21 protein-coding genes are annotated in these 24,098 nt (G+C 69.8%); 8 read left to right on the top strand and 13 right to left on the bottom strand.

The window, feature by feature from the left end; translation table 11 throughout:
* Positions 1-28: 28 nt before the first annotated feature.
* Positions 29-964 carry an RNA polymerase sigma factor SigJ gene (sigJ, locus tag ACFOW8_RS06785; protein WP_378548544.1) on the bottom strand — a complete coding sequence of 312 codons (936 nt, stop codon included), beginning with the start codon at positions 962-964 and terminating at the stop codon, positions 29-31.
* Between the two features lie 42 nt (positions 965-1,006).
* The gene (locus ACFOW8_RS06780; RefSeq protein WP_378547023.1) at positions 1,007-1,612 is read right to left on the bottom strand and encodes a TIGR03086 family metal-binding protein; all 606 of its coding nucleotides are present in this window, start codon (positions 1,610-1,612) and stop codon (positions 1,007-1,009) included.
* Positions 1,613-1,665: 53 nt separating this feature from the next.
* On the opposite strand from ACFOW8_RS06780, the gene ACFOW8_RS06775 reads away from it, so the two are divergent.
* The 6 genes from ACFOW8_RS06775 (at position 1,666) to ACFOW8_RS06750 (ending at position 7,857) form a co-directional block, all read left to right on the top strand.
* The gene (locus ACFOW8_RS06775; RefSeq protein ID WP_378547020.1) at positions 1,666-2,091 is read left to right on the top strand and encodes a MarR family winged helix-turn-helix transcriptional regulator; all 426 of its coding nucleotides are present in this window, start codon (positions 1,666-1,668) and stop codon (positions 2,089-2,091) included.
* 111 nt (positions 2,092-2,202) lie between these two features.
* Complete coding sequence (locus ACFOW8_RS06770; protein WP_378547017.1) at positions 2,203-3,012, top strand: metallophosphoesterase; 810 nt, start codon at positions 2,203-2,205, stop codon at positions 3,010-3,012.
* A 421-nt stretch (positions 3,013-3,433) separates the two neighbouring features.
* A complete protein-coding gene (locus ACFOW8_RS06765; protein WP_378547015.1) occupies positions 3,434-5,563 on the top strand; it encodes an ABC transporter ATP-binding protein in 2,130 nt (709 codons plus the stop codon).
* On the top strand, positions 5,560-6,297 hold the full coding sequence (locus tag ACFOW8_RS06760) for an energy-coupling factor transporter transmembrane component T family protein (protein WP_378547012.1): 738 nt from the start codon (positions 5,560-5,562) through the stop codon (positions 6,295-6,297). Before ACFOW8_RS06765 ends, ACFOW8_RS06760 begins: the two co-directional genes overlap by 4 nt.
* A gap of 217 nt (positions 6,298-6,514) precedes the next feature.
* Entirely contained in the window at positions 6,515-7,153 is a 639-nt protein-coding gene (locus tag ACFOW8_RS06755) for an ammonium transporter (protein ID WP_378547009.1), read from the top strand.
* A 50-nt stretch (positions 7,154-7,203) separates the two neighbouring features.
* Positions 7,204-7,857: a cysteine hydrolase family protein gene (locus ACFOW8_RS06750; RefSeq protein ID WP_378547006.1), complete on the top strand. Its 654-nt coding sequence runs from the start codon at positions 7,204-7,206 to the stop codon at positions 7,855-7,857.
* Between the two features lie 50 nt (positions 7,858-7,907).
* Here ACFOW8_RS06750 and ACFOW8_RS06745 read toward each other — a convergent pair whose 3' ends face one another.
* The 5 genes from ACFOW8_RS06745 to ACFOW8_RS06725 form a co-directional block, all read right to left on the bottom strand.
* On the bottom strand, positions 7,908-8,087 hold the full coding sequence (locus ACFOW8_RS06745) for an antitoxin (protein WP_378547003.1): 180 nt from the start codon (positions 8,085-8,087) through the stop codon (positions 7,908-7,910).
* Positions 8,088-8,160: 73 nt separating this feature from the next.
* Positions 8,161-10,419: an ATP-dependent DNA ligase gene (locus ACFOW8_RS06740; RefSeq protein ID WP_378547000.1), complete on the bottom strand. Its 2,259-nt coding sequence runs from the start codon at positions 10,417-10,419 to the stop codon at positions 8,161-8,163.
* 51 nt (positions 10,420-10,470) lie between these two features.
* Positions 10,471-10,743, bottom strand: a complete 273-nt coding sequence (locus tag ACFOW8_RS06735; RefSeq protein ID WP_378546997.1) for an antitoxin — start codon at positions 10,741-10,743, stop codon at positions 10,471-10,473.
* A 31-nt stretch (positions 10,744-10,774) separates the two neighbouring features.
* Entirely contained in the window at positions 10,775-11,896 is a 1,122-nt protein-coding gene (locus tag ACFOW8_RS06730) for an MBL fold metallo-hydrolase (RefSeq protein ID WP_378546994.1), read from the bottom strand.
* On the bottom strand, positions 11,896-12,624 hold the full coding sequence (locus tag ACFOW8_RS06725) for an enoyl-CoA hydratase (RefSeq protein ID WP_378546991.1): 729 nt from the start codon (positions 12,622-12,624) through the stop codon (positions 11,896-11,898). The genes ACFOW8_RS06730 and ACFOW8_RS06725 overlap by 1 nt, the downstream gene beginning before the upstream one ends.
* A gap of 92 nt (positions 12,625-12,716) precedes the next feature.
* Between ACFOW8_RS06725 and ACFOW8_RS06720 the strand changes: the two genes are divergently transcribed.
* On the top strand, positions 12,717-13,835 hold the full coding sequence (locus tag ACFOW8_RS06720) for an NAD(P)-binding domain-containing protein (protein ID WP_378546988.1): 1,119 nt from the start codon (positions 12,717-12,719) through the stop codon (positions 13,833-13,835).
* On the opposite strand, the gene ACFOW8_RS06715 is transcribed toward ACFOW8_RS06720, so the two are convergent.
* From ACFOW8_RS06715 to ACFOW8_RS06690, 6 genes are all read right to left on the bottom strand, one after another.
* Positions 13,816-14,670, bottom strand: coding sequence for an aldo/keto reductase (locus tag ACFOW8_RS06715; RefSeq protein ID WP_378546985.1), 855 nt, complete (start codon positions 14,668-14,670; stop codon positions 13,816-13,818). The genes ACFOW8_RS06720 and ACFOW8_RS06715 overlap by 20 nt on opposite strands.
* A 93-nt stretch (positions 14,671-14,763) precedes the next feature.
* Positions 14,764-16,281, bottom strand: a complete 1,518-nt coding sequence (locus tag ACFOW8_RS06710; protein WP_378546982.1) for a carboxyl transferase domain-containing protein — start codon at positions 16,279-16,281, stop codon at positions 14,764-14,766.
* 152 nt (positions 16,282-16,433) lie between these two features.
* On the bottom strand, positions 16,434-17,036 hold the full coding sequence (locus tag ACFOW8_RS06705) for a GTP-binding protein (RefSeq protein ID WP_019044951.1): 603 nt from the start codon (positions 17,034-17,036) through the stop codon (positions 16,434-16,436).
* Positions 17,017-17,391 carry a DUF742 domain-containing protein gene (locus ACFOW8_RS06700; protein ID WP_019044950.1) on the bottom strand — a complete coding sequence of 125 codons (375 nt, stop codon included), beginning with the start codon at positions 17,389-17,391 and terminating at the stop codon, positions 17,017-17,019. Before ACFOW8_RS06700 ends, ACFOW8_RS06705 begins: the two co-directional genes overlap by 20 nt.
* A gap of 7 nt (positions 17,392-17,398) precedes the next feature.
* Positions 17,399-17,812 (bottom strand): roadblock/LC7 domain-containing protein, encoded by a 414-nt coding sequence (locus ACFOW8_RS06695; RefSeq protein WP_011207200.1) that lies wholly within the window; start codon positions 17,810-17,812, stop codon positions 17,399-17,401.
* Positions 17,809-21,696, bottom strand: a complete 3,888-nt coding sequence (locus ACFOW8_RS06690) for a HAMP domain-containing sensor histidine kinase (RefSeq protein WP_378546975.1) — start codon at positions 21,694-21,696, stop codon at positions 17,809-17,811. Before ACFOW8_RS06690 ends, ACFOW8_RS06695 begins: the two co-directional genes overlap by 4 nt.
* Before the next feature lie 319 nt (positions 21,697-22,015).
* On the opposite strand from ACFOW8_RS06690, the gene ACFOW8_RS06685 reads away from it, so the two are divergent.
* Entirely contained in the window at positions 22,016-24,067 is a 2,052-nt protein-coding gene (locus ACFOW8_RS06685; RefSeq protein ID WP_378546972.1) for an AMP-binding protein, read from the top strand.
* The last annotated feature ends 31 nt before the right edge of the window (positions 24,068-24,098 follow it).

Raw genomic sequence — 24,098 nt, 5'->3', positions numbered from 1 at the left:
CCCTGACACCGGACGGGCGTGAGCTGGGTCACCACACGAGATCGAGCGGGCGGTGCGGCCCCGTTGCCTGCCACTGCCGGGTGAGCCGAGCCAACTTCTCCGGGTTGACCTGGAGATGCACCGCCGCGATGCCGTCCGCCGTCGCGACCACGCTCAGCACCGTGAAGATCCGGTCGCCGACCACGGCGAGCACCGCGGGCGCGCCGTTGACCACGTCGGCGTAGAACACCGGCTCGCCGCCGACCAGGGCCGCTTTGGCCGGGGTCCGGCGGAACACGTTCGACAGGTAGCGGGCGATGGCCACCGCGCCGACGACCGGGGACTTGCGGGCCGGGACCCGGCCGCCGCCGTCTGCGATGCTCACCGCGTCGGCGGCGAGCAGCCGGATCAGCGGTTCGGTGTCGCCGCTGAGCACCGCCGCCAGGAACTCCGCCACGATGCGCTGCGCGGCCGTGGCGTCGACGGTGGTACGCGCGCCACCGGCGACATGCTGCTTGGCCCTGCGATAGATCTGCTGGCAGTTCGACTCGGTGAGGTCGAGCAGCTCGGCGATCTCGCGATGCGGATAGCCGAACGCCTCGCGCAACACATACACCACGCGCTCGTTCGGCGAGAGCCGCTCCAGCAGGGTGAGCACGGCCAGCGAGACCGACTCGCGCTGTTCGACGGTGTCGGCGGGGCCGAGCATCCGGTCACCGGCCCGCACCGGCTCGGGAAGCCACTGGCCCACATAGGTTTCCCGGCGCGCCCTTGCGGAGGCGAGCTGGTTGAGGCACAGGTTGGTGAGCACCTTCGTGAGCCAGGCCTCCGGGGTCTCGATCAGGTCCTGGTCGGCGGCGTGCCAGCGCAGGTAGGTGTCCTGTACCGCGTCCTCGGCGTCACCGGCCGAGCCGAGCAGCCGGTAGGCGATGGCCTCGAGGCGGCCGCGGGATTCTTCGAACAGGTCGGCGCTGCGGGTCATCATCCCATCGTCGGCCATCGGCGCGGTGCGCCGCCACTGGGCCGGTCAGCTCGGACGCCACGTCGGCTCTCGGCCGAGCACACGCAGAATTCGGTCGAGGGTCGGCGCCTCGGCAGGCCCCGCGAGCACGGGCGCGAAGGCGGCGGCGGGCGCGAGGCGCGATTCTCCGGTCGGGACGGCTTCGGCGATGCGCAGCGCGGTCGGTGCTAGATCGGGATCGAGATCGACGGTGCGGCCGAGGGATCGGGCGACGTCCCAGGCGTGCACGACGCTGTCGATGAGATGGAAGCACAGCGCGAGGGTCGCGGGGAAACGGCCGGGCGGGATCTCCGGCAGCGTGATGGTGCGGGAGAGGGCGCCGGGTGCGGCGAAGGCCTCGACCACGTCGTCGGCCGAGCGCAGGTAGTCGCCGATCGGGTCGGCGGCGCGGCGGACCGCCCAGACCGCCGGATCCTCCGCGCCGCGGGCCGCCGCGGCGAATCCGCGGTTCTGGGTGGCCATGTGCTCCAGCAGCGCGCGCAGATCCCAACCCGCACAGGGTGTTTCGATGGTGAGCGGCGCGCCGGCAGCCGCCTCGACGGCTACCACACTCAGCCGCACTGCCCGCGCGTGCCTGGCTAGCAACAGCTGATCTTCCAAAACAGTAGGCATACGCAGATCGTATGCGCATGCTTACCATCTGACAAGGTCGGTACATTTCGACCATGCCGAAAGCACCACGCCCGGATCTCGCGGCCATGCTGCTGCCGCTCGGCCGCACCCTCGTAGACCTGGAGCGACCGGTACTCGACCGGCACGGACTCAGCATGTGGGCTTATGTGGTGCTGCTCGGACTCGACGTGGAACCCGTGTACACCCAGGCCGCGCTCGCCAAGGCGATCCGCGCGGACAAGACCAGGATCATCCCGGTCCTCGACGACCTGCAGCGGCGCGAGCTGATCCGGCGCGAACCCGATCCGGCCGATCGGCGCGTCAACCTGGTCTGGCTGACCCCGGCGGGCGCGCGACTGCGCGAGGCGACCCAGCACGACATCCAGGAGCAGGAGGCCCGGCTGCTCGCCGACCTGCCCGCCACCGACCGCGACACCTTCCTGCGGGTGCTGCGACAGCTGTCCGAGCGTGCGCGGTGACACAGACCACTGAACAGGTTCCGGGCCGTGGTACGGCTCATGCGGACGAATAAGCGCAGGTCATCTAGCCTGGATGAGTGTCGACGAGACATACCGGCACACTCTGACGCAATGGAGCGATCCCAGAGAAGAAAGCGACTGCCGATGATCCTGGCGGCTCAGCTCAGTGACACCCACTTCGACCTCAGCCCACGCAATACCGAACGCGTGGAGCGGGTGATGGCCTACCTGGCCGACCTGCCGCGCAGACCCGACGTCATCCTCGTCACCGGCGACATCACCGACTCCGGCAAGCCGGAACAGTACGCCGAGGCCCGCCTCGCGCTGCGGGCCGATATCCCGATCCACCTGCTACCGGGCAACCACGACGACCGCGCCGCCTTCCGCACCGAACTGCTGGGTGAACCCACCTCCGACGCCCCGATCAACAGCGTCCACCGGGTCGGCAGGCTCACCGTGATCATGCTCGATTCCACCGTGCCCGGCGAACCGGGCGGCCTGCTCGCCGGCGAAACCTGCGACTGGCTCGACGAGACCGTAGCGGCCGCGGGCGACGGCCCCATCGTGGTGGCGCTGCACCATCCGCCGCGGCCGGTCGCCAGCCCGGTAGTCGACGTGATCGCGCTGGCCGAGCCGGGGCGCCTGGCCGAAGTGGTCGCGGGCGATCCCCGCATCATCGGTGTCCTCACCGGGCACGCCCACTCCCCCATCGCCACCACTTTCGCGGGCAAACCCATGATCACCTGCCCGAGCACCGCGTCGGTACTCGGCGGCGAGTGGGAGGTCACCCCACCGCACAAGGTGATGGACTACGCGCCCGACCCCGCCGTCGCACTGCACGTCATCGACGAGACCAACACCCTGACAACGCATTTCCGCAGTGTCCCGATGGGCGGCTGGCTCGCCGAACCACCGATCTAGGCAACTCCACGATCACCCCGAGCTCGCAAGCTCACCCCCGAACCCAGCCCCGCACGACCCGACCTCGAGGAGGGTTACGCCGACGAAGCCAGCGGTCGCGGCCCGCCGGTGTCGATCAGGCGCGGTGGCCCCGACGACGAAGAAGCAAGCCACCCCGCCCGAGCGAGCCGACTCCAGGGAGCCGCTACCCGCGCGCACCAGCACACACCCGAGCACGCAAGCTCACCCCCCCAACCCAGCCCCGCACGACCCGACCTCGAGGAGGGTCCGCCGACGAAGTCGGCGGTCGCGGCCCGTCCCGTCGATCAGGCGCCGTTTCGCAAGCGACGAAGGAGCAAGAAACGGCGCCTGATCGACGGGACCAAGGGGGCCGCGACTCGAGCGCGTCAGCGCTCCAACAAGCACTGGCAGACTGGGGGGCGTGAGAGAGAAGCCCGCGGCGCTACCCCGCGGACCCCTGCGTCCCATCGAGCTGGCCACCGGCGCGGTCATGGCCGGGCTGACCGTCGGCCTGATCACGATCGGCGCTCTTGTTCCGATGGCCGCGGCGCTGCAGCTGGTCGCGGCGGTCCCACTGGGTCTGCTCGCGCATCGCTACCGGCTGCGCGCGCTGGTCACCGCGACCATCGCGGCGGGTCTGGTGACCTTCGTCGCCGCAGGCCTCATGCCGGCACTCGGGGTGTTCGGCGCGGCCACCATCGCCGGGATCATCGGCGTCGTGAAGCGGCGCGGCGGCGGGCTGCCCGCGGTACTCGCGCTGTCGGTGCTGGCAGGCGTGGCGTGGGGACTGTTCTCGGTGGGCATGCTGCTGGTCTTCGGGCGCACGCGGGAACTGTTCTTCGAGGCGATCCGCAATACCGCCAAGGGCATCGAGAACCTGGCGCAACGGCAGGCGGCGCTGGAACCGCTCGGCCGGGCCGCGGCCGAGGTCACCACCGAGGTGCTGCGCTGGTGGTGGCTCTATCTCGGTGGCTCGGTGGCTCTCGGCGTGCTGGCCAGCGGCATCGTGTCCTGGTTCGTGCTCGGCTCGGTGCTCGACCGGCTGGCTTGGCTACCCGGCAGCGACCGGCTCGACGCGCCCGCGGACGATCGTCCGGTCGGGCCGCTTCCGGTCACCCTGGACCGGGTCGGTTACCGCTACGCGGGCGCCGACTCCGATGCGCTCTCCGATATCGATCTGACGATCCGCCCCGGCGAGTTCGTCGCGGTGGTGGGCCACAACGGTTCGGGCAAATCCACGCTCACGCGGGTGCTCGCCGGGCTGCCGCCGACCACGGGCACGGTGCGCAGGCCGGGGTCGGCGGGCCTCGGCGAGGTGGGCGGCACGGCCCTGGTCCTGCAGCGGCCGGAGAGCCAGACGCTCGGCGTCTCGGTGGCCGATGATGTCGTCTGGGGCATGTCGGCGCCGGACGCCGCCGAGGTCGATGTGGACGCGCTGCTGTCCGAGGTCGGCCTCGACGGCATGGGCGGATTCGAGACGGCGACGCTGTCGGGCGGACAGCAGCAACGCCTCGCGGTCGCCGCCGCGCTGGCCCGCAGGCCCGCGCTGCTCATCGCCGACGAGGCCACCTCGATGATCGATCCGGACGGCCGCCGCGACCTGGTGGCGCTGCTGGCCGGACTGCCACGCAGGCACGGCACCGCGGTGGTGCTGGTGACTCACCACGAGGCCGACGCCGTGGCCGCCGACCGGGTGATCCACCTGGCGGCAGGCCGCGCGGTCGACCAGCTGGCCAGCTGGCCGCAACCGGCCAGGGACCAGCGCCGCCGTCCGATGGGTGCCCCCATCCTCGAGCTGACCGAGGTGCGCCACACCTACAACCGCGGCACGCCGTGGGAGGCACCTGCCCTGCACGGCGTCGACCTATCGGTGCGGCAGGGCGAGGCGCTGCTGATCGTCGGCGGCAACGGATCGGGCAAGTCGACACTGGCCTGGATCATCGCCGGGCTCATCGCGCCGAGCGCGGGGCGTTGCGAGCTGCGCGGCAGTCCGGTCGCCAAGCAGATCGGCCGGGTGGCGCTGGCTTTCCAGCACTCCCGGCTGCAGCTGCAGAAGCAGACCGTCGGCGCGGAGATCGCCGATTGGGGCGGCCGGGTCACCGGCTCCGGTGCGGTCGGCCAGGCGCTGGACGCGGTCGGCCTCGATCGCAGGCTCGCGGCCCGCTCGATCGAGGAACTCAGCGGCGGTCAGGCGAAGCGGGTGGTGCTCGCGGCCATGGTGGCCAGTCGCCCGCAGGTGGTGGTGCTGGACGAGCCGCTGGCCGGGCTGGACCCGCACGGACGGGCTGAGATCGTGGAACTTCTTGCCCGGCTGCGTGATTCGGGACTGACGCTGATCATCATCTCGCACGATGTCGCCGATGTGGCCGCGGTGTGCGATCGCACCGTGCACCTGGACGCGGGTGTCGTCGTCGAGGCGGCCGGGCAGCGGGCGGCCCGTGCGGCGACCGCCTACGCGCCGGGTACGCCCGCACTCGGCGCCGGCGATGGCGCACCCGGTGTCGCCACCGCGAACCTGCGCACGCACACACCGAAGGGGACCGTCCGATGAGCGCCGTGTTGCTGCGTGAGGTTCCGGTCGACAGCGTGGTGCACCGGCTGTGGGCGGGCACCAAGATGATCGCCGCGTTCCTGATCAGCCTGCTGCTGATGTTCCTGCCGACCTGGCCGGTGCTCGGCGTGATGATCGCGTTCCTGGTGGTGATCTGGCTGCTGGCCCGGTTGCCGCTCGGCACGCTGCCGCGGCTGCCGTGGTGGTTCTGGGGCATCGTGCTGCTCGGCGGGCTGATCAACGCCCCGATCGGGACGAAGGCGGTGCTCGGGTACGCGCAGGTCTTCGTGTTCGGCATGGTGCTGGTCGCCGCGGGTTTCCTGATCGCCTATACGACGCCGATGGGTGAGGTGGCGCCCGCGCTGGCCAAACTCGGCGCACCGCTGCGCAAACTTCGACTGCCGGTGGACGAGTGGGCGGTGGTCGTCGCGCTCACGCTGCGTGGCCTGCCACTGCTGCTCGACGAGCTCCGGGTGCTGCGCGCGGCCCGCAAGCTGCGGCCGAAGGACAACCTGCTGCACCGCGTCGACCACAGCCCGATCATCGACATCATCACGGCCTGTATGGCGGTGGCGACCCGGCGGGCGGGCGAGCTGGGCGAGGCGATCACCGCGCGCGGTGGCACGGGCATGCTCACCGCTCATCCCAGCGCGCCGACCACGCGCGATGCGCTGGCGATCGGCGTGGTGGTGGCAGTGTGCGCCGGCGCGGTCGCCCTGAGCGTCGCGCTGTGACCGCACACAGCCGACCATAGCGAATATCTCTGAATGAATTTAGGTTTAAAGCGCAATTTCACTGTCGCTCGACCCTCGAGCCGACTATGGTTCGTAGTCGAAGTCCGAGCTGGATCGCTTTATACGCCGCCGCAACGCTTCTCGGGGGAAGCCTACGTCTACGGCTACTTTCGTTTGGGCACGTCACACACCTGATGAACCAGATGGGAACGTTCACATGATCATCCGCAAGCTCGCCGCCGCGGTCATCCCTGCCCTCGCGGCAGCGCTGGTCGGCGCCGGCGTGGCGAATGCCGAACCGGTGACGCCGGACGTCGGCTTCCACACCGAGCTCATCGGCAACACGGTCGTCACCACCCTGACCAACGGCACCTTCGCCATCGACAACGGCACCGTGCACGTCCGTGATCAGGCGGGCGCGACACTCGTCTCGATGCCGCTGTCGGTGCGCGACGGCAGCATGGAATACCCGCTCCCGCACAAGCTGCGCGAGGACGACCGGGTGTTCGAACTGACCGCCGTCAAGGACGTCAGCACGGCGCGGCCGAACCTGACCCCGGTGGCATCGCCCGCCGAGAACTACGCGGCGCAGGCCAATTTCGCGTCCACCTTCGGCCTCGCGACCGCCATCGGCAGTTTCGTCGGCATGGCGATCGGCGCGGGCATCGGCCTCGTCCTCGGCGCGGCCGCCGGCGGGATCGGCGCGCTGCCCGGTCTCATCACCGGCGCCAGCGTCGGCGGGATCATCGGCACCATCGTCGCCGGTGGCCCCACCCTGATCATCGCCGGCATCGATCTGATCAGCACCCTGGCCGCACCGCCCGGCTCTACCCGCTGGGCTCAGCAGACCAACTAGTCTGCGCCAGTAGCCTGTTCGCCATCGCACCGGCGCCTACACTGGCGTCGGTGCGATATGGCAACGGGCTCGACATTCCCGATTCTCTCGATGACCTCTGTGCGCCGGATCGGATGGCGCTGATCGTCTACGACATGCAGGTCGGCGTCCTCGGTCAGCTTCCCGACGGCCAGGACGTGGTCGACCGCGTCGCGCGCCTCGTCGACGCGGCCCGCGCGGCCGGCTATCCGGTGATCTTCCTGCGCCACTTCTTCCCGCCGCGGCGGCTGTCCGGGGTATACGCGCTGCGCCTGCTGATGAGCTGGCAACAGGCCGAATCCGTTGACGACGTGCAGTTCATCCTGCAGCGCGACACGCCCGCCTTCGAACTGGTGCCCGAGCTGGTGCCCCGCCCCGATGAGCTCGTCCTCGACAAGATGTCGATGTCGGCGTTCGAGGGCACCCCGCTGGCCGCGCTGCTGCGCGATATGAACATCGGTGCCTACGCCATCGCCGGGGTGGCGCTCGAGATCGGGATCGCGCCGACGGTGACCCACTCCACCGACCTGGGTTTCGTGCCCGTGGTGATCAGCGATGCCTGCGGCGGTCGCGACAAGGAAGCCATCGCGCGGGCCTACGACGACTTCGCGTTCCAGGGCAACGCGCTGGTCACCGATGTCGCGACGATCACCGGCCTGATGACCGGCAACCGAGGCACCGGCTAACTCTCAGCGCCGAGTTCGGCGGGCCGGTCGAACCGGCCCGCCGAGACAACTCACGCCTGGTCGCGAATGGCCTTCTTCGCCGCTTCCTGCGCCGAATCGACCTGGCCGGCGAACTTGCCACCGGTCTTGTCGTCCACCACGTCACCGGCCTTCTCGATCACGTCGTCGACCTTGTCCGCATGCTGGGAAGCCAGATCCATCGCCTTGCCCGCCAGGTTCTTGAAATCCACCGTGCACTCCTTGCTGATTCGAACTCCAGACCAACGCGATCACCCTAGCAACATCACAGCTTTCGCGGGGAACTCACTCGGAGCGGCCGTCCCACACCGGATGCCACAGCCGCCCGGTATCGGTCCAGGCCTGGAAACGCACCGTGCCCGCGAGCTTCGGGGTGACCCACTGCGCGTCGTGGCACTCCTCGGCGGTCATCTCGTTGACGAACGGCGAACTCACCCGGTGCAGCGGGCGCAGCTCCGCAGCGAGCCTGCGGGCCTGCTCGGCATCGAAACCGGTACCGACCCGGCCGATATAGACCAGCCCACTCTCGTGCGGAATACCGACGAGCAGCGATTTGAACTCCCGCTTGTCGCTGCGCCGCCACCCGCCGATCACCACCGCACGTGACCGCCAATTGCGCTGCTTGAGCCAGGTCTTGGCCCGCTTTCCCGGCAGATACACCGAGTCGACCCGCTTGGCTACGACCCCCTCCTGCCCCTGCTCTCGGCTCACCCGCATCGCCTCGGCACCCGAAACTTCTTGCAGTGCGGCGACATTCAGCGACGGCGCAAGTCTGCCCAGCGCCTCGAGGACGGCCCTGCGGTCGCGGTACTTCTTGCGCAGCAGGGACGTGCCGTCCAGGAACAGCACATCGAAGGCGACGAAGACCGCGCGCGCCGGATCCGCCTGCAGCGCCGAGATATCCGACAGACCACGCTCGTCGAGCACGACGGCCTCGCCGTCGAGGACCACCCGATGCCCGGCCAGCTCCGCGCCCAGCGCGGCCAACCGGGGATACCGCTCGGTCACCGTATTGCCCGCCCTGCTGCGAACGGCGACGGTGCCGTCGTCGACCTCGACGATCACCCGGAACCCGTCCCATTTGGTCTCGAAGGCCCACTCCCCCGCGGGCAGTGCGTCCACTTCACCCGCCGTCGCCAGCATGGGTGACACGCCGTGCGGCAGATCACCGGAACCGTTGTCCACCAGCGGTTCCCGTCGGGTTTGATCGCGCATGTAGTGCATCAGCCACTGGTCGCCGCTGGTGCGGATGAACGCGTAGCGCCCGTGCAGGCGTTCGCCGTCGAGCTCGACGATCACCTCGTCGTCACGCCATTTCTCGGTGAGGTAGGTCCCCGAATCCCAGATGGTCATCTCGCCCGCGCCGTATTCGCCCTTGGGAATGGTGCCGCGGAACTCCAGGTACTCGACGGGATGATCCTCGGTGCGGACGGCGAGCCGATTCTGTTTCGGCTCGGTCGGTGGACCCTTGGGCACCGCCCAGGAGGCCAGCACCCCGTCGCGCTCGAGCCGCACATCCCAGTGCAGCCTGCGGGCGTGATGTTCCTGCACCACGTACCGGTCGCCGGAGCCGGGCCGTGGTGCCGCGGCGGGCACCGGTTCGGGGGTGCGCGCCGGGTCGCGCATACTGCGATATCTGGTCAGGGCGTCGGGGCCGCTCGGCAGCGGCGGATCGAGATCGGCCAGCAGATCGCCGTCGGCATGCCAGCGCGCGAGCACCTCGTCGAAGCGCAACTGGCGCAACGACTCCGCGTCCTCGATCTCGGCCCAGCTGCGGGGTGCGACGGCATTCGGCTCGGCCCGGCCGCGCATCGAGTACGGGGCGATCGTGGTCTTGGCCGCGTTGTTCTGGCTCCAGTCCAGGAACACCTTGCCGGTGCGGGCCCTCTTCGCCATGGTGGCGGTCACCAGATCCGGGTGCAGCGCTTCGAGATTCGTGGCCACCTGCTTGGCGACGGTCGACGCGCCCGGCGAACTCACCGCCCGTTCCAGCGGCACGTAGACGTGAATTCCCTTGCTACCGCTGGTTACCGGGTAGGCGCGCATCCCGATCTCGGCGACCAGCGCACGCACCGCAAGCGCCACCCGCGCGCATTCGGCCAGCCCGGCGCCGGGGCCGGGATCCAGATCGAACACGATCCTGGTGGCAGGCCCACGCTCGGCACCGTCGAAACGCCACTGCGGCACATGGACTTCCAGCGCCGCCTGCTGACCGAGCCAGGCCATTCCCGCCTCGCAGTCGATCAGCGGGTAGACCACCCTGCGGCTGGCATGCTCGATCGCGCGGCGCTGGATCCACGCCGGCGCGTGCTCCGGCAGGTTCTTCTCGAAGAAATCGGGGTGGTCCACCCCGTTGGGCCACCGTTTCCTGGTGACCGGGCGCCCCACGATATGGGGCAGCATCGCCTCGGCGATCGCCGAATAGTAGGCGATCACCTCGCCCTTGGTCGTCCCGGTTTCCGGGTACAGCACCTTGTCGAGGTTGCTGAGCTCAACCTCGATCTCCGGCTCACCCGGTCGGCCCCGGAACTCCCGGTAGACCATCGACGCGGTTCGGCGGCGGGGACCGATCGCTCCCGGCCCCCGCGCACCGAATCAGGCCTGCGGTCCCGGATCGGTCGGAGCCGTGCCACCCGGCGTGGTGCCGGGATCGGTCTTGGGCGCCGCGTCGCCGGTGTCTGCCTGCGGCGGCACGACCTTCTTGGCGGCGTCCTTGCCCTTCTCGATCTTGTCGCTGTACTTGCCGCCGGTTTTCTCGTCGATGAACGTGCCGGCCTTGTCGACCGCTTCGTTGATCTTGTCGGCGTTCTGTTCGACCGTTTCCTTGCCCTTACCGAGCAGGCCCTTCAAGGTGTCCACGATACTCATCTGCCGATGTCCTTTCCCGAACTGGGTCGCATCACTCCACATCTTTCCACCACGAAACCCGCGGTGGGAGGTCATTCGGAACCACCCGCTCACCCGGCTTGGGGACAACTGCGCGGGTACCGGCCACATCGGCGGCCGCCACCAGCCGGTGGACCGGTTCGGACCAGCCGTGGAAGGCCAGGTCGAAGGTGGCCCAGTGGATCGGGACGAGCAGACCGTGACCGGGGTCGCCGAGGCACAGATCGGCGTGCGCGCGCACCGCCTCCTCGGGATTCATGTGGATATCGGTCCAGCGCTCGTCGTAGGCACCGATCGGCAGCAGGGTGAGATCGAACGGACCGAGCACCGCGCCCGACTGGGCGAACGCCTTCGTGTAGCCGGTATCGCCGCCGAAGTACACCCGCCTGGTCGGACCGGTCAGCGCCCAGGAAGCCCACAGCGTGGTGTTGCGGACCAGTCCGCGGCCGGAGAAATGCCGCGCCTCGGCGCAGGTGATGGTGAGATCGCCGGTGCCGAGCTCGACCGAACCACCCCAGTCGAGTTCGACGATCCGGTCCGCCGGCACACCCCAGCGCCGCAGGTGGGCACCGATGCCGGTAGGCACGACGAACGGCGCGCGCTGTTCGCGGACCAACTGCTCGACGGTCGGCTTGTCCAGGTGGTCGTAGTGATCGTGGGAGATGATCACCGCGTCGACCGCGGGCAGCGCCGACGGGTCGCCCGGCACCGGATGCAGTCTGGCCGGGCCGATCACCGGCGACGGCGAGACCCGCTCGCTCCATACCGGATCGGCCAGGACCCGGTACCCGTCGATCTCCACCAGCGCGCTCGCGTGCCCATACCAGGTGACCGCCAGCTCGGCGGCCCGCTCCGGCGGCGCCGGGGTGACCAGCGGCACCGGCCGGGCGGGCTTGCCGACCCCGCGCTTGGTCAGTCCCGACCACAGCAGCGACGGCGCGGCGCCGGGCGCCATCGTGTTGCTCGGTTCGGTGTTGTGGAAGCGGCCGTCGCGATACGACGACTTGCCGAGAGCGGTCGGCGCGATCTCGGCCTGTCCGGCACCGAGCGCCGCGGGCAGGCCCCACGCCGCACGCGCCACCCAGGCCAGGCCGAGCGTGCTCGCCACCGTTCCCGCGACGCGTGCGATCCCCATCAGCGCCCCTGGAATTTCGCCGGGCGCTTCTCCTGCCGGGCCTGGCGGCCCTCCTTCGCGTCGTCGCTGGCCCAAGCCGCTTCGAGGGCGGCACGCTGCTGTGCGCTCGCCGGGTCGCGAGTGCCGTCGTCGTTGAGCATGAGTTTCATCGCCCGCAGCGACAGCGGGGCGAGCGCGGCGATGGCCTTGGCCCAGTCCTGCGCGTCGGCCAGGGTGCCGATCTTGTTGGCGAAGCCGAAGGTGTAGGCGTCGGACGCCGAGACCTGATCCGCGGCGAGCAGGATGGTGCGGGCCGGACCGCCACCGATCAGCGACACCAGTCGTGAGACCGTCCAGCGGTCGACCGAGATACCCAGCTTGGCGGCCGGGACCGCGATGAACGCATCGGCCTCGAGCACCCGCAGATCCGAGGCGAGCGCCAGCTGCACCCCGGCGCCGAGCGCGCCGCCGTTGATCGCGGAGATCACCGGCACCGGCAGGGATTCGATGGTGTGCAGCATGTCGAGCAGGCCGTCGAGGAACGACTCCGAGTACACCCCGGACAGGTCGGCTCCGGCACTGAAGATCGGGCCACGGCCGGTGAGCACCACCACCCGCGCGCCCTGGTCGACGGCGTCGAGCATGGCCGCGCGCAACTGGCCGACCAGCTCCTCGTTGAGCGCGTTGCGCCGTTCCTCGCGCCGCATTTCGATGGTGATCACATCACCATCGCGGGTCACGCCGAGCATGCATCCTCCCCAGGAGAACTCCGACACCATGGATGTCATCACTCTGCCACAGCGAACTGACAACACCGGGTAAGGCGATACCATCGGCGGCTGTGGCGACCGACTTCGACATCCTGGTGATCGGCGCGGGCCAGGCGGGGCTCTCGGCCGGTTACCACCTGCGCCGCCGCGGACTCGTCCCCGAACGCGACTTCCTGATCGTCGACCACGCGCCCGGCCCCGGCGGTGCCTGGCAGTTCCGCTGGCCCTCGCTCACCCTGACCACGGTCAACCGGGTGCACGATCTGCCGGGGATGTCGTTCGCCGAGACCCTGCCGCCCGGCTCGGAGTCCGCACCGGCGGCGACGGCGGTCCCGCACTACTACGAGCTCTACGAGAAGCGCTTCGACCTGCGGGTCCACCGGCAGGTGACGGTGCGAGTGGTCTGCGACCGCACCGCCGACGGCCAGACCTGCGCCGGGCGGGGCGAGGTGCTGCAGGTCGAAACCGAGGGCGCGGGCACGCTGCGCACCCGTGGCCTGATCAACGGCACCGGCACCTGGGAGCACCCGTTCGTTCCCCGGTATCCCGGTGCCGACACCTTCGCCGGGCGCCAGCTGCACACCCGCGACTACCGGAGCGCGGCGGAGTTCGCGGGCAAACACGTGGTGATCGTCGGCGGCGGCATCTCGGCGGTGCAATTGCTCGACGAGATCTCCCAGGTGACCTCCACCACATGGGTCACCAGGCGTGAGCCGGTATTCCGGTCCGAGCCGTTCCGGGAGGAGGACGGGCGCGCCGCGGTAGCCGTGGTCGAGGACCGGGTACGGCGCGGATTGCCGCCCGGTTCGGTCGTCTCGGTGACCGGGCTGCCGCTCGACGCCCGGCTGCGCGCCGCCCGCGACCGCGGGGCACTGACCAGGCACCCCATGTTCGAGCGGATCGAACCCACCGGCGTGCGCTGGGCCGACGGGCACTTCCAGGCCGCCGAGGTGATCCTGTGGGCCACCGGGTTCCGCAGCTCACTCGACCACCTGGCGCCACTGCGGCTGCGCGGGCAGGGCGGTGGCATCACCATGACCGGCAGGCTGGCCACCCAGGTGGCGGTCGACCCGCGGATCCATCTGATCGGCTACGGGCCCTCGGCCAGCACCATCGGCGCGAACCGGGCGGGCCGCGCCGCGGCCGCCGAACTGACGAGCTACCTGGGGATCAGCCCAGACCGGCGCTGAAGGTTGCCGGATCGGGGCCGACCCGCTTGCCCGCATCCAGCCGGTTGATCACCGCCATGGCCTGCGAATCCAGCTCGAAGGAGAACACGTCGAAGTTCTCCGCGATCCGCGACGGCGTGACCGACTTGGGGATGACGATATTGCCCAGCTGCAGGTGCCAGCGGATGATCACCTGCGCGGGCGTGCGGTCGAGTTCCTTGGCCAGCGTGACGATGGTGGGATTGTCCAGCAGGGTGCCCTGACCGAGCGGGCTCCACGCCTCGGTCGCGATCGCGTGGTTGGCGTCGTACTGGCGCAGGTCGTGCTGGGCCAGCGTGGGATGCAGCTCGATCTGGTTCACCACCGGGATCTGGCCGGTCTCGGCGATCACCGTCTCCAGATCGATCACCCGGAAGTTGGAGACGCCGATCGAGCCGACCCGGCCCTGCGCCTCGAGCGCCTGAAACGCCCGGAAGGTGTCGACGAAACGACCGGCCGTCGGCACCGGCCAGTGGATCAGATACAGATCGAGATAGTCCAGGCCGAGCCGCTGCATGCTGGCGTCGAAGGCGCGCAGCGTGCTGTCGTAGCCCTGCTCGGAATTCCACAGCTTGGTGGTGACAAAGATCTCGTCGCGCGGGATGCCCGAGGCCCGGATGGCGCGGCCGACGCCCTCCTCGTTGCCGTAGATCGCGGCCGTGTCGATGCTGCGGTAGCCGACCTTCAGTGCCTCGGCCACCACGGGCGTGACATCGTCCTCCGGTACCTGGAAGACACCGAAGCCGAGCTGCGGGATCACGTTCCCGTTGTTGAGCACGATGGTGGGAACTTGGCTGCTTGCGCTACGGAAGGTCACCCTTCCGACGGTAGAAGTGCTTCGCCGCAGCGTCAACGACGGCACCTCGCGTGTTTCCCCACCTGCGGATTCGGGTGGTAAGCGGGGCACAGGTCAGCCGGCGCCCCCGGTGAGCCCGATCCGGCGGTAGCGGGTGTGTCTGCGGGCGCGCAAATCGGGCAGCGGCCGGTCCCGCAGCACGGCCAGCTCCTCGGTGACCGCGAGCACCATCCGGCGGGCGAACGCGACCGGCTCGTCGGCGGCGTCGGGGAACTCGTCGACGATCCGGTCGACCACCCCGTCAGCCAGCAGGTCCCCGGCCTTGATGCCTTGCGCGGCAGCCAGTTCCGGCGCATGGTCGATATCGCGGAAGACGATGGCGCTCGCGCCTTCCGGCGGCAGCGGCGCCAGCCAGCCGTGCCTGGCGGCGAGTACCCGGTCGGCGGGCAGCAGCGCGAGCGCGCCACCGCCGGTGCCCTGGCCGAGCAGGATCGAGACGGTCGGGGTGTCGAGGGTGACCAGGTCGGCGAGGCAGCGGGCGATCTCCGGGGCGAGGCCGCGTTCCTCGGCCTCCTTCGACAGCGCCGCGCCGACGGTGTCGATCACCAGCACCAGCGGCAGCCGCAGCTCCTGCGCCAGTGCCATCGCCCGCCTCGCCTCGCGCAGCGCCGCGGGGCCCATGGTGTGTTCGCCCTCCTGCCCGGAGCGATCATGCCCGAAGACCACACACGGCTGCCCACCGAAGCGCGCCAGCGCGAGCACCACCGTGCGATCGGATTCGCCCTGGCCGGTGCCGCTGAGCGGAACCCGTTGGGTGACATGGCGCAACAGGTCGCGGATGCCGGGCCTGCCGGGCCGCCGTGTGCTCAGCACCGAGTCCCACGCACTCGGTTCCGCGCCGCGACCGCCCGCCGGATTACGGACCGGCGCAGCCCAACCCGGCTCCGCCGAGACCGGAAGCACCTTCCCGCCGGCCACACTCAACGCGCGATGCGCGATCCGGCGGAACACCTCCACCGGGACAACACCGTCGATCACACCGTTGCGGTACAGGTTCTCGGCGGTCTGCACACCGGACGGAAAAGGCTTGCCGTACAGGGCCTCATACACCCGAGGGCCGAGGAACCCGATCAGTGCGCCTGGCGCCGCGAAGGTGATGTGACCGAGCGAGCCCCACGACGCGAACACCCCTCCCATGGTGGGGTCGCGAAGGTACACCAGATACGGATGACCCGCCGCCTTGTGCACCGCGACCGCGCCTGCGATCTTCACCATCTGCACGAAAGCGACTGTGCCCTCCTGCATCCTGGTGCCGCCGGAGGTGGGCGAGGCGATCAGCGGCAGCCCGAGTTCGGTGGCGCGCTCGACCGCGGTGACGATCCGCTCGGCGGCGGCAACGCCGATCGACCCGGCGAGAAAGGCGAATTCACAGGCGATCACGGCGATCCGGCGGCCGCGCAACAGCCCTTCGCCGGTCAGCACCGACTCATCGGTACCCGCTCGCTCCGCCGCCGCGTCGAGTTCCCGGCGGTAGTGCGGCGAGACCGCGGGCTCGACCGGGGGCAGGTCCCAGCTCAGGAACGTCCCGGCGTCGAGCAGTTGCCCGATCAGATCCTCCGCCGATATCCGCACCCACCGAGCGTAACGGGCAGTCCGTTCGGACAGCGCACCGCCGCGAGAGCGAAGTCCGGCTTCCTGACGGCAGCGGTCATCGCCGGAGGGGCGTGCTCCGGCGACGTTCCCGGCCGGGGCTGCGGCCTTCATCGCGGCAGCCCCGTCGCGGGTCAGTAGCCCTGCATCACCTTGCGCAGCGCGTACTCGGTGAGCGAGACCAGGGCCTGCTTGGCAGGCTCCCTGCGGCGGGCGTCGATCGACATGATCGGCACGTCGGCGGGGACGGCAAGCGCCTGACGGATGTCCTCGAGCGGGTACTTCGGCGCGTCGTCGAACTCGTTGAGCGCGACCAGGAACGGCAGGCCGCGCGCTTCGAAGTAGTCGACAGCGGCGAAGCTGTCTTCCAGCCTGCGGGTGTCGACCAGCACCACGGCACCGATGGCGCCGCGGATCAGGTCGTCCCACATGAACCAGAACCGGTACTGGCCAGGGGTACCGAACAGGTACAGGACCAGGTCGTCGGCGAGGCTGATACGGCCGAAGTCCATCGCCACCGTGGTGGTCGACTTCATCGGAATACCGGTCAGGTTGTCGATTCCGGTACTGGCGTTGGTGACCAGCGCCTCGGTGCGCAGCGGAACGATCTCCGACACCGCACCGACCAACGTGGTCTTACCGACACCGAAGCCACCGGCGACAACGATCTTCGCCGAAGTCGGCTTGCTCGTGCGGGTGTCGACCTGCGCCGTCGAATCAAATACGCCGGAGTCCACTGAGAACCCTTTCGATCAGCTCGCGACGTTCATCGTCGCTGGAATCGTCTTTCAATGTCGCCGAGACCCGGACATGACCGGCCTCGATGAGGTCGGCCACGAGTACCCGCGCTACACCGATCGGGATACCCAATTGGGCAGCTATCTCGGCAACGGACGGCGATTGCCTGCACAACTCCACGATGGACGTTTCGAGGTTGTTCAGTTCGAACTGCCGCTCCATGGCGACCGGATGCGATGCTACGAGAGCCTCCAACGCCAACTCGACCGCAGGCCTGGTGCGGCCTGCAGTCAGCGAGTACGGGCGAACGAGACTGGGCTCGGCGCTCCCCATGCGGTGATCGTCTATGTCCATCCCACCATCAGGAACCCATCGTGACGCGTGGCGTGGCCTGGACGGTCTGGCCCACACGCTCGACCAACAGAGCCATTTCGTAGCCGACCTGACCGATGTCACACGACGTGTTGGTCAGGACAGCCAGATAGGACCCGTCACCGACCGCCATGAGCAGTAGGTAGCCGTGCTCCATCTCGACGACGGACTGCAGTACCGTACCGCCCTCGAACAGATTCGACACGCCGACGGAAAGACTGGCCAGACCCGCGGTGACGGCGGAGAGCTGTTCCGCGCGGTCGACCGGGAGCTGGGCACTCGCGGCCATCAGCAGGCCGTCAGCCGAGACCAGGACGGCATGGGCTACGCCAGGAACCTCGTTGGCGAAGTTCGAAACCAGCCAATCCAGCTGACGGTTCGTACCACCTAGATCGGGGTTCATCGGTCTCCTTTATCTCCGGTTAGGTTCATTGCCTTCATTGCGCGGCCATCCCGGACGCCCTGCTGGTGACGACTCAAGCTGGACCTGATCGTTTCGGGATCACGGTGCGGGGTGGTGTCGGCCTTACCGCTGACACCACCGGGCACGAGCCTGCCGCCCGGGTTGCGCTGAGGCAAGCCGGCAGCGGTACGAACCTCTGCTTGCGCCTCGCTGGCCCTGCGTGCGGCCTGCCATCCTTCGTCACCGGGTGATTCGAAGGCGGCGGCCATCTGGGACCGGTCGGAATTCTCGTCCGACAGCCATGCCGACATCATCTCCGCGAAGATCGGCGTTCCGCCCATCACGGAATCGCCCTCCGTTGCCGGCTGCAACCTGGTCTGGAAGAACGACGCAGCCTTGGCCGGGTTGGACCGGAGACTGTGCCGACCCGGATCACGCCCTGCCGACGCAGCGTTTTCCGGCTCCGCAGGATCCCGATCCCGTTGCGGCAGAGCCACTCCTGGCCCAGCGGTCGCCTGCGGTACCACAGTAGCGCCGGGATCACGTTGCGGCAGCCCAATCGGCTCGGCAGGCCGCGGCGGCGTGCCGTTCGGCGTCTCGCGCACCGGCAGGCCGGCCGCGGGCGCGCGCTGCGGCAGGCCGGACGCGCCGGGATCGCGCTGCGGCGCTGCGGCACCCGTGTCGCCCCGCTGCGGGAGACCGGTGGCGGGCGGCTGCTGAGCACCGGGCTCGCGTTGCGGCAGACCGGACGGCGTCGCCCCGCGCTGCGGGAGGCCGTTGGCCGGATCGCGCTGCGGCAGACCGCCGGTCGGCTCGCGCTGCGGCAGACCGTTCGACGGGTCACGCTGCGGCAGACCGCCGGTCGGCTCGCGCTGCGGCAGACCGTTCGACGGGTCACGCTGCGGCAACCCACCGGACTGCTCGCGCTGCGGCAGACCGTTCGACGGGTCACGCTGCGGCAACCCACCGGACTGCTCGCGCTGCGGCAGACCGTTCGACGGGTCACGCTGCGGCAACCCACCGGACTGCTCGCGCTGCGGCAGACCGTTCAGCGGATCACGCTGCGGCAACCCACCGGACTGCTCGCGGTGCGGTAGTCGCGGCGCGGGTTCGCGCGGCGGCAGACCATTGGACGGCGAGCGCTGCGGCAGGCCGGTCGCCGGATCACGCGGGATCGGCGCCGAATCACGCTGCGGCGCAGCACTGCCTGCGGCATCGCGTTGCGGCAGGCCGGTGGCCGGGTCGCGCTGGGGCAACCCACCGGTCTGATCACGCTGCGGCAGACCGTTCGACGGGTCACGCTTGGGCAGGCCCGGCGACTGATCACGCTGCGGCAGGCCACCGGTCTGGTCCCGCGGCGGCATCCGGTTGCCCTGATCGCGCTGCGGCAGACCCGCGGCGGGATCGCGCGGCGGCGCGCCGTTGGCGCCGGGCGAACGTTGCGGCAGGCCACCCGCGGTGGTGTCGCGCTGCGGCGGCATCGCCTCACGCGGCGGCGAGGCTTGATCGCGGGCGGGCGCACCATTGGCACCCGGCTGACGCTGCGGCAGACCACCGCCCTGCGACTGTGGCGCACCGGCAGGCTTGCCGTCACCGGGCTGGCTCGGCGCGCCACCCTGCGGACGCTGTGGCCCGTTCGGACCGCCTTGCACACTGCGCTTGGGCAGGTTGGCCGCCGCGAGCTTGCCGCGCTGCGGCACATTGCCCTGGCCGGGTGCGGGCGGACGCAGCGTCGGCGAGGACTGCTCGGTGGCGTCGGACTGCATGCCCTGGGACATCGCGTTGCCCGGCTGACGCTGCGGCAGCCCGCCGGGGCCGCTCGGGATGGGTCCGCTGTTCACGCCGGGGTCGACGGTGACCATCATGTTGCCGCCAGGAGTGCGGGTGATCGCCCTGGTCTGCATGGTGCTCGGCTGGTTCTGCGGGTTCTGCGGTGCCGGCTGGTTCTGCGGGTTCGGCCGCACCTGCTGCGGCGCGATCTGCCCCGGAATCACCGGACCACCGGCCGCGCCGGTGACGATCAGCCCGACCGGCACGTGCACGGTGACGGTGACGCCGGGATCGCGCGCGGTGTCGAAGGTCGGCCGCAGCCGCACGGTCAAGCCGTGCCGCTCGGCGAGCCTGCCGACCACGAACAGACCCATGTGGCGGGCGGTGTCAGGACCGGGTTCCGCGGTCTGCTCGAGCCTGCGGTTGATCTCCGACATCTCCGCGGGCGGCATACCGATACCGCGGTCGGCGACCTCGATCAGCAGGCCCTGGTCGTGTGCCTGGGCGAAGGTGAACTTGACGTCGGTCTCCGGCGGGGAGGCCCGCAGCGCGTTGTCGAGCAACTCGGCGAACAGGTGCGCCAGGTCGGAGGCGGCCGGTTCGACCAGCGAGCCGCGCGGGGTGGCGCCGAGCTTGACCCGCTCGTAGTCCTCGACCTCGGAGATCGCGGCGCGCAGCACGTCGGCGATCTCGACCGGGGCCGACTTGGTCCTGCGCTGCTTGGTGCCCGCGAGGATGAGCAGGTTGTCACCGTTACGGCGCATACGCGCCGCGAGGTGGTCGAGGCGGAAGAGGTTCTCGAGCAGGCGCGGGTCTTTCTCGTCGTACTCCATCGCCTCGATGAGCGTGAGCTGATGGTCGACGAGCGACTTGGAGCGCCGGGCCAGGGTCTCGAACATGTCGTTGACCTGGGAACGCATCTGGGCCTGGTCGGAGGCGAGGCGCAGCGCCTGGCCGTGGATGTCGTCGACCGCGCGGGCGAGCTGACCGATCTCCTCGGCCGAGCGCACCGGCATCGGCTCCAGCGGCACGTCCTCGGGCGAGGCACCGTTACGGAGCTGGGCCACCTCGTGCGGCAGATCGGATTCGGCGACGCGCAGCGCGGCGAGGCGAAGGCGGTGCAGCGGAACGATCATCGAGCGGGCGACGAACACTGCGAGCAGCAGCGCGGCGAGGATGGTCGCGATGACGACGCCGGTGTAGGTCCACGCGCCGGTGGCCGCGGAACTGGTGAGGTCGTCCATCAGGACTTCGATGGACTTACTCGAGTCGTCGACCAGACCCTGGTAGGCCGCGAGGCTGGTGTACAGCGAGGTTCGCATCTCGCCGATGGGCAGCTTGCCCGTTTGGACGTCCAGCCCGCTGATCAGGTTCTGTCGTACATCGGCCTGGGCGTTCAGCTCGGCGATGACCGGATCGCCTTCGGCCAGACGGTTGGCGAGCACATCGAGCATGTGGCGCTCGGTGCTGACACCGGTGAGGTAGGTCTGCGGACCGGTCGGGATCCCGCGCAACAGTTCGGAAATGCCGGCGAGCTCGGTCACCAGCACCGAACGGGTGTTGAGCGTGTCGACGAGGCGGAGCTTGGCGGTATCCATCACCGGGTCGCTGACCTGCGCCACGGTGGTCTCGACGACGCTGACGCTGTCGCGGCGCATCTGGTCGACCCCGGCCAGCGCCGGCTCGGCCGAGGAGGTGAGCCCCTTGCCCTGCGCGCGCACCGCCTGGGCCTGCGTGATCATCCGCTCCAGCGCGCCGTGCGCGGTCGGCAGATCGACCAGCCTGCCCAGCGAGGACTGCGCCGCGCCGATGGCGGCGTCGAGCTCGGTCAGGTCCTGGTCGGTGACCAGGGTGGCACCGCCGCCGGCGGGCACCATCTGACTACCGGCGACCTTGGCGGTGCTGGCACTGAGCGCGGTGACCGACGGGATGGTGTCGACCTGCTCGTTGATGCTCGACAGCCGGTTGGCTTCGGAGAACTCCGAGGTAATTCTCGACACGCCGAGCCCGACCGCGACCGCAAGTGGCACGGCGAGCACCGCCGTAACCTTCCAACGCAGGTCCCAGTTGCCGAGCGCCCAGCGCTTGCTGCCGGACCTAGCGGCGTCACGCATCTCCCACTCACTTTCCAAACTGGCCTCGGTACCTTGCGCCATCAGCGAACCTCCACAGGCGCAATGGTGGCTCGCCGGAGTGACTGGCCGAGAACTGCGGCTGGCCGAGAAATTGCGTCTACGACTGCCCGAATAAGTGACAACAGATTCTAACGGATCAATAACTTCTTGGCAGACTCCCGGTGCGAGTCCGCGCGATGACCTGCCCGTTCCAGGCAAAACCAAAGGTCGCGGCACCACAACGGGCGTCGCGTGAAGTCTGCCACAATCATCTGGATCTATCGAGCGGGCATCGAAGCGAGGCTAGGGAGTCACGGGTTTGGACACCGAACACGAGTACCGGCCGGTCTATCAGACCAGTCTGGTCGATCCAGCCCACTTCTGGTCCGCCGCAGCCCAAGACCTCGAGTGGGATGTGGAGCCGGACCAGATCGTCGACGCCGCCGACAAGCGCGCGGCCCGCTGGTTCCCCGGTGCCCGGCTCAACACCAGCGTCAACGCGCTCGACCGGCACGTGCGGGCAGGCACCGTCGCCGAGGGCGGTAGGGCCGACCAGGCCGCCCTCATATACGTCTCCGCCATGACCGACACCACCACGGTCTACACCTACGCCGAGCTGCTCGACGAGGTCGCCCGGTTCGCGGGCACGATGCGCGATCTCGGGGTCACCGCAGGCGACCGGGTGGTGATCTATCTGCCGATGATCCCGGAGGCCGTGATCGCGATGCTGGCCTGCGCCAGGATCGGCGCGGTGCACTCGGTGGTGTTCGGCGGGTTCGCCGCCCCCGAGCTGGCGGCCAGGATCGACGATGCCGAACCGGTGCTCGTCGTCACCGCGTCCGGCGGCCTCGAACCGAACCGGCGCATCGAGTACCCGCCGATCGTGCTGCAGGCACTCGATCTGGCCGAGACCACCTCGGTGCGCACGGTGATCGTCAAGCAGCGGCCCGAGTTCCCCACCATCGAGTTCGCCGCACCGCAGCCCGCCACCGATGTGCTGCCGTCCTCGGCGCAGACCGTCGCGGCCCGCTGGGTCGACTGGGACGCCACCGTCGCCGGGGTGGCGCCCGCCGAGCCGGTGTCGGTCGCCGCTACCGATCCGCTCTACATCCTCTACACCTCGGGGACCACCGGGAAGCCGAAGGGCGTCGTCCGCGACAACGGCGGGCACGCGGTCGCACTGTCCTGGTCGATGCGCAACATCTATGACGTCGGTCCCGGTCAGGTGTTCTGGGCCGCCTCCGATGTCGGCTGGGTGGTCGGCCACTCCTATATCGTCTACGCTCCGCTGCTCGTCGGCGCCACCACGCTGCTCTACGAGGGCAAGCCGATCGGCACCCCGGACGCGGGCGTGTTCTGGCGGATCATCGAGGAACACGAGGTGCGGGTGCTGTTCACCGCGCCGACCGCGTTGCGCGCGATCCGTCGCGCCGACCCCGCGGCCACCATGGCGCGGCGCTGCGATCTGTCCCGGCTGCGCGCGCTGTTCTGCGCGGGCGAGCGGCTCGACCCGGCCACCTTCGAGTGGGCCACCGACACCCTGCTCGCCGACCACCCCGACACCCCCGTCGTGGATCACTGGTGGCAGACCGAGACCGGCTGGCCGATCTGCGCCGATCCGCTCGGACTCCAGGAGCTGCCGGTCAAGCCGGGGTCCTCGTGCGTGCCGGTGCCCGGCTACCGGCTGCGGGTGCTCGACGCCAACGGCAATCCGGTGGCCACCGGAGTGGAGGGCAATATCGTCATCGGGCTGCCGCTCCCACCCGGCGCGCTGACCGGGCTCTGGCGCGACCGCGAGCGGTTCCTCCGCTCCTATCTGTCGGCGTTCCCCGGTCACTACCTCACCGGCGACTCGGGCTACTTCGACGAGGACGGCTACCTCTACGTGCTCGGGCGCAGCGACGATGTGATCAATATGGCCGGGCACCGGCTCTCTGCGGGCAGCATCGAGGCCGCGATCTCGGGCCACGACGCCATCGCCGAATGCGCCGTGATCGGCGTTCCCGACGAGATCAAGGGCCATCTGCCGCTGGCGTATGTGGTGCTCAAGCAGGGCGTCGAGGTGGACCCCGAGCAGCTGCGCGAGGAGCTCACCGAGCGGGTGCGCACCCAGATCGGCGCGATCGCGACCCTGCACAGCGCGATCATCGTCTCCGGTTTGCCCAAGACCCGCTCCGGCAAAATCCTGCGCAAGACGATCCGCCAGCTCACCGCGGGCGAACACGTGGAGCCCCCGGCGACCATCGAGGATCCCGCTGTGCTCACCGCGCTCGCGGATCGCATCCTCGCCAATCCCCCGCTCGGGACTCCGGCGGCACAGGACGAGCAGGCGGGCGATCTCGACGGCGACCCGGTGGCACCGACTAGCTGACGGCGGCGTCGCCGCTGGTAGCTGCCTACCA

Source organism: Nocardia rhizosphaerae, from assembly GCF_042650365.1.
Taxonomy (GTDB): domain Bacteria; phylum Actinomycetota; class Actinomycetes; order Mycobacteriales; family Mycobacteriaceae; genus Nocardia; species Nocardia rhizosphaerae.
Note: the sequence above shows the minus strand (reverse complement) of the source record. Positions and strands in the feature narration are given on the sequence as shown.